Origin of the sequence: uncultured Methanobrevibacter sp., assembly GCF_947169325.1 — an archaeon.
In the GTDB taxonomy this organism is placed as follows: Archaea; Methanobacteriota; Methanobacteria; order Methanobacteriales; family Methanobacteriaceae; genus Methanocatella.
On record NZ_CAMVPN010000110.1, the window covers coordinates 1 to 6162 of the forward strand.

Consider the following 6162-nt stretch of genomic DNA (forward strand, 5'->3'; position numbering starts at 1 on the left):
TTCAGAGCTAACTTTCATCAGAAAATTTCAAATCAACAAAGTTTTTGAAAGAGTCTCAGATTAAATATTGATAAACTATAATAAATAAAAAAACCAAAAATAATAACAGTATATTTTCATGGAGCATAATATGACAATATTAGTTATCAATAATAAAGGACAATACAATCATAGAATTCAGAGAAGTTTGCAATATCTCAAGATTCCATCCAAACTGGTTTCAAATACCTTAAGCGTTGAAGAAATTGAAGCTGAAAATCCAATCGGATTGATTTTGGGAGGAGGGCCTTCACTTGAAGGTGCCGGAAACAGCGAAGAGTACATAAAGCACTTTGACATTCCGATTTTGGGAATTTGCCTCGGACACCAACTAATTGCAAAGGCCTATGGTGGAGAGGTTCAGACTTCAGAGACTGAAAGTTATGCTCAAGTGAAAATAAACATCAACAATGATGAAAACTTATTTGAAGGATTGGCCCCCGAAATGGATGTTTGGTCTTCCCATAAGGATGAAGTCACACAAATCCCAGAAAATTTCGATATCCTGGCCAGTTCCAGTTTATGTGATGTTGAATCCTTCAAGCACAAGAATAAGGAAGTGTATGGAATCCAGTTCCATCCTGAAGTGCATCACACTCCAAAAGGAGAAATCATTTTTAAAAACTTTTATAAAATTTGCCAAAAATAGGTGTAATGATGATTGATAATGCAGAAGACTTAGCAACTAAAGCACAAGACAATAAAGCCGGCTTAAAAAGAAAATACGTTAACATACAAATTGGTGATGAAGAATACGGATTTAGAATTTCTGGAATCGGAGCAAAATCTGTAAAACTCGAAAAATTTGTAAAATATGACGATATCATTGAAGCCATTGAATCCGGAAACGACAACGGTCTTGAAGCTATGATTAAACAAATCATTGAAGATTACGAAGAAGAGGATGAGGAATAATATGTTAAGCCCAAAAGAATTTATAGATGACGCTGTTCAAAAAATCAAAGATCAAATCGGTGATGAGAAAGCAATCATCGCATTATCAGGTGGAGTGGACAGTTCAGTATGTTCTGTTCTTGCTCAAAAAGCCATCGGTGATAATTTGACTGCAATCTTTGTGGACCATGGTCTTTTAAGAGAAGGCGAAGTCGAACAGGTGACAAATACCTTTAAAGACAGACTGAACTTCAAGTTTGTAGACGCTTCCGACGAGTTCATGGATCAGCTTGCAGGAGTCGAAGACCCTGAAGAAAAAAGGAAAATTATCGGAAGAGTGTTCATTGAAGTGTTTGAAAGAGAAGCAATCGAATCCGGAGCAAAATACCTTGTTCAAGGAACAATAGCACCGGACTGGATTGAAACCGAAGGGGAAATCAAATCCCACCACAACATTGCACTTCCAAGCGGAATGGAACTGGAACTATGTGAGCCAATCAGAGACCTGTATAAAGACGAAGTAAGAGAAATCGGTGATGAACTCGACCTTCCTAAAACTACAGTCTACAGACAACCTTTCCCAGGACCTGGCCTTGGCGTACGTGTCGTTGGAGTTCTTACAAGAGAAAACGTTGAAATCTGCAGAAAAGCAAACAAGATTGTCTGCGATGAAGTTGAAGCAAGAGGCCTTAACGAAGAAGTATGGCAATACTTCGCAGTATTAACCGATACAAAAGTTACTGGTGTTAAAGGAGACCAAAGGGACTTCGGATACTTGGTAGTAGTAAGAATCGTGAACTCCGTTGATGCAATGACCGCATCAGTAGCGGAACTTCCTTGGGAACTGATTCAAACCATTTCACACAGAATCACTTCCGAAGTCAGTGAAGTAACTCACGTTGCACTCTCCATTAGTGACAAACCACCAGCAACCATCGAATTCTGTTAAAAATACTATATTTTAGTATTTTTACTTTTTTACTTTTTTTGAAAATCATGAAAACAACTAAAAACGCTTACCTTGCAAAACTGACAGAACAGATCCAGATGAAATCTGTCAATGTCGGCAAAAACCTTGAAGGAACAACCCCTCCATCAGTTTTCATTGGAAGATGGTCGTATCCTAAAGTCTATGCAGGACCAATGATGAGCCAACAGATGGGAGATACATACATCATGGACTCCCCAGAAGACTGGATTGGACAGAACAAAACACAGGATGAAATCATAAACTACAGAATGAGCCTCGTAAGGGGAAAACAGCTGATAAAGATTGATGATTTAGAAAATCCTTTCGTTGAAAAGCTTCAGGACATTTCCCTTGCATCAAAATCAATAGACAGTGAGGCGACATTCGGCCGCAGACCAACAGGATCAATGCTTAGCGAAGACAGCATGCCCCACGGACCGAGTGCAGTAATTGAAAAATTTGACATTGACGCCGTCAAATGGGACAGGCAATTGGAAAAGACATTTTATGACACTGACCTGAAAGCGGTAGAAGCAGTGGTAAACCTTCACAATAAGGAAGTTCCATTCTCAGCAATGCAAAAAGCATTTTCAGTAGGTGCAATCGGAACCAAAAACAAAAGGAAACTCGTTCCTACACGCTGGTCAATTACCGCATGCGACACCACATTAGCGGATGAATTTTTAAAGGAAGTAAGGAAATTTGAAAGGCTTGACACTTACAGAGTATTTGAATTTGGAGCCCTAAATAATTATTATATAATCATATTAACACCAACAGAATGGCAATATGAATGGTATGAGGCATTCATCAAACTGATGAGAAACGAAGAGTTGATATTTTCAGATTATGAGACTAACGGCGGCAAGAAGGAATACTCCAGAGTTGGAGGATGTTACTATACTGCTAAAATGGTGGTCTTAGATTATCTTATGAAAATCAAAAAACAATCCGGACTGATTATTTTAAGAGAAGCATATGACGGATATGTACCATTAGGAGTATTTAACGTAAGGGAAAATATTAAGGAAGCCATGTTAAGACCATATCTTGAATTCGAAACTCTCGAAGACTGTTTGAAATACGCAGGTACCAAATTAAGAATACCTATCAACAGATATGTAAAACAGGGCACATTACTGAATGAAATGCTTCACACAAAGCAAACTACATTAGACATGTACTTTAAAAGTGGTAACAATGTTTAGATTCAAAACACCTTCAGATGAAACCCGGAAAATAATGTCAGAAGTTGCACTTGGAAATGTCAATGACAACTTTGAAGAGAAATGCAAAAATAAAATCAGAGATTTGACTTCACATGAATTCGTCAAAATGACTTCAAGTGGCAACAACAGTATTTTCGTAGCACTCTCAGCAGTTGAAGGAGATATTATCGTGCCGGATCAGGGAGGATGGCATGGATTTAAGCAGATTGCAAAATTCCTTGATAAAAACCTGATTACCATCAAAACCGATTTGGGAATCATAAATCCCAATTATCTAAATGACATTGACATAAATGACAACTCAGCATTGATATTTACAAGTTTTGCAGGATATTGTGCAGAGCAGGACACAAAAAGCATTTCAAAATATTGCAGAAATAATGGAATCACAACTATCGAAGATGCATCAGCAGGAATTGGAGATAAGAAAAAATTATTAGGTAACGGCAAATACTCAGACGTCATTCTCGCTTCAACAGGTTCTCCAAAAATGATCAATGTCGGAAGCGGAGGATTCATAAGCACGGACAATGAAGAAATTTTCAAAAACAGTTCCATGCCACAAAAATTAAGCAAAACCACTGAAATTACATGTAGTGGAATATATGCGGAACTTGATAATGTTAAAAATAATTTGGAACTTACATTAAATGCAACAGAGCATCTAAAAAAACACATCTCCAACACCATACATGCAAAAAGAAGAGGCGTTAATGTGATTATTCCAACAGATGATGCGAAGGAAATAAGTTGGAATCTTAAAAAGGCATTGACAATCGATAAAAGTGGCTTCATTACAACATGCCCTAACTACAACAGGGTAAAGCAAAAGGCAATATCAATTGAAATAAAGAATCTGGATTATGGATGCCTTGAAAAAGAATATTTGGATAAAATAATTGAAGAATTAAAAATCAATAATCTACAGTAAGTTTTGTGATTCTGTCAATGATTATATCCTCAATAGACATGTTTTCGGATTCAACATCACTTATTTTATAAATTTCCTTTAATTTATTATCATCAGCAATCAAAACGTCATCATCTAATGTGAAAATAGAAGACAAATCCGAAGCATAGTCACCACAGTTAATCAAAATTGCAACCAGATTCATTTCCCCTTCTTTCAATCCTAAAATATTGAATGCCTTGGAAATCTGCCTTTGGGCTGAACACCTCAATGCTATTTCTACACTGATGTCCTTGGCCAAGTTTTCACCACGCTCAAATGCGAGGAATGCCTGATTAACACCATGGACAATATGATTTTTACCGGCAATTGCATCTGCATTCAAAAGTTGGATGATTTCCTCATCCTGTTTAATTTCATTTATTTGACTTAAAGTGTCATTTACTGATGTTATTGTTGCCCTAAATCCCAATATTTGTAAATTTTCCAACTGCATAATAACCCTAATCCCTAAGTAATCTATTTACTCCTGCAATATATGCCTTTACACTTGCATTGATAATGTCCGGTTCGGTACCTCTGGCGGATACTATCTTATCTCCCTGTTGGAGTTTGATGATTACATCAATGAATGCATCAGTACCTCCGGTAATTGCATCTACGTGATATTCGATCAAATCTATATCCTTAAAAATATCCAATGATTTGATTGCATTGATTGCAGCATCCACCGGACCTAATCCTACACCCGCATTAAGAATCTGTTCGCCGTCGATTGTGATTTTAACAGAAGCAGTCGGCATTACCTTATTTCCAGAAACAATAGTTACCTCATCAAGTTTGATTCTATCTTCATGATTTATTTCCAAAACATTATCAGCAATTACCTGCAAATCCACATCGGTAACTGTTTTTCCCTTATCAGCCAATACCTTAATGTTATCACAAATCTGCTTAAGCTGATTGTCATCCACATTCATGCCCAATTCTTTTAATCGATTATTCAAACCATTGGTCCCCATATGCTTTCCAATGACAAAAGTACGCTTTCGCCCGACAAGTTCAGGAGTCATCGGTTCATAAGTGGCGGAATTTTTAATGATTCCATCGGAATGTATTCCGGATTCATGGGCAAATGCATTTTCACCGACTATTGCCTTGTTGGGTTGAATGTAAACACCTGTCAATCTGGCAACCAACTTGGACACGTCATAAATTTCATTAATTTTTATATTGGTTGAAAATTGGGAAAACAGCCTGTCAATACTGACAACACATTCCTCAAATGAAGTGTTACCTGCGCGCTCACCGATACCGTTGATGGTAGTGTGGATTTCAGTTGCACCTCCTTTAAGTGCAGATAATGTATTTGCAACAGCAAGGCCAAAATCATTATGGCAATGACATGCAATCGGAACATCAATATCCTTTAATATAGCGAATAATTCAAAAGAAGTATCTGGAGTTAAAATTCCAACTGTATCACATACACATATCCTATCTACACCATGATCGATTGCATTGTAATAGACTGACTTTAAAAAATCGACATCACTTCTGGAAGCGTCTTCTGCGGACAATTCAACAGTCAAACCATGATCCTTACAATAATCGATTGCATTATTTGATAATTCCAATAGTTCCTCACGAGTGGTTTTTAGTTTATCTGAAATATGCAAGTCAGATGTGGGAACTACCAAATTTACCGCATCCACATTACAGTCCAGACAATAGTCAATGTCAATCTGCAAAGGCCTTGAAAAACTTAAAATTTCTGCATTTAAACCCTGATTCGTAATTTCCTTAATGGAATCTCGCTCCCCAATGGAAGTAATAGCAGAACCCGCTTCTATAAAATCAACACCTATTTCATCCAGCTTATTAGCAATTCTAAGCTTTTCATTGGGAGTTAGAGAAACACCAGGAGTTTGTTCTCCATCACGCAAAGTAGTATCTAAAACTTTAATATTCAAAAAAACCACCTAAAATAATGCAATATTGGTATTATGTTAAGAAAAATATTAAAAAAAAACAGATAAAAAGTAAGTAAATAATTGTAATAGAGAAAGCTTGCAGCGAAATGAAATTCCCATAGAAAACCATAGTACACAAACAAAACA

General features: G+C 36.7%; 7 protein-coding genes. 5 read left to right on the top strand and 2 right to left on the bottom strand.

Annotated features, from left to right (window positions below; all coding sequences use genetic code 11):
* Positions 1-130 precede the first annotated feature (130 nt).
* The 5 genes from Q0W26_RS11000 to Q0W26_RS11020 are packed head-to-tail and all read left to right on the top strand — an operon-like array spanning position 131 to position 4063.
* Positions 131-688 (top strand): GMP synthase subunit A, encoded by a 558-nt coding sequence (locus Q0W26_RS11000; protein ID WP_298525254.1) that lies wholly within the window; start codon positions 131-133, stop codon positions 686-688.
* An 8-nt stretch (positions 689-696) separates the two neighbouring features.
* Entirely contained in the window at positions 697-954 is a 258-nt protein-coding gene (locus Q0W26_RS11005; protein WP_298525255.1) for a hypothetical protein, read from the top strand.
* 1 nt (position 955) lies between these two features.
* Positions 956-1882, top strand: coding sequence for a glutamine-hydrolyzing GMP synthase (gene guaA / locus Q0W26_RS11010; RefSeq protein WP_298525257.1), 927 nt, complete (start codon positions 956-958; stop codon positions 1880-1882).
* A gap of 38 nt (positions 1883-1920) precedes the next feature.
* Positions 1921-3111, top strand: a complete 1191-nt coding sequence (locus Q0W26_RS11015) for a hypothetical protein (protein WP_298525259.1) — start codon at positions 1921-1923, stop codon at positions 3109-3111.
* On the top strand, positions 3104-4063 hold the full coding sequence (locus Q0W26_RS11020) for a DegT/DnrJ/EryC1/StrS family aminotransferase (RefSeq protein ID WP_298525262.1): 960 nt from the start codon (positions 3104-3106) through the stop codon (positions 4061-4063). The genes Q0W26_RS11015 and Q0W26_RS11020 overlap by 8 nt, the downstream gene beginning before the upstream one ends.
* Here the strand turns inward: Q0W26_RS11020 and cgi121 are convergent.
* Positions 4047-4538 carry a KEOPS complex subunit Cgi121 gene (cgi121, locus tag Q0W26_RS11025; RefSeq protein ID WP_298525264.1) on the bottom strand — a complete coding sequence of 164 codons (492 nt, stop codon included), beginning with the start codon at positions 4536-4538 and terminating at the stop codon, positions 4047-4049. The two genes, Q0W26_RS11020 and cgi121, sit on opposite strands and share 17 nt — an antisense overlap.
* Positions 4539-4545: 7 nt before the next feature.
* On the bottom strand, positions 4546-6015 hold the full coding sequence (locus tag Q0W26_RS11030; protein WP_298525267.1) for a (R)-citramalate synthase: 1470 nt from the start codon (positions 6013-6015) through the stop codon (positions 4546-4548).
* Positions 6016-6162: the final 147 nt, after the last annotated feature.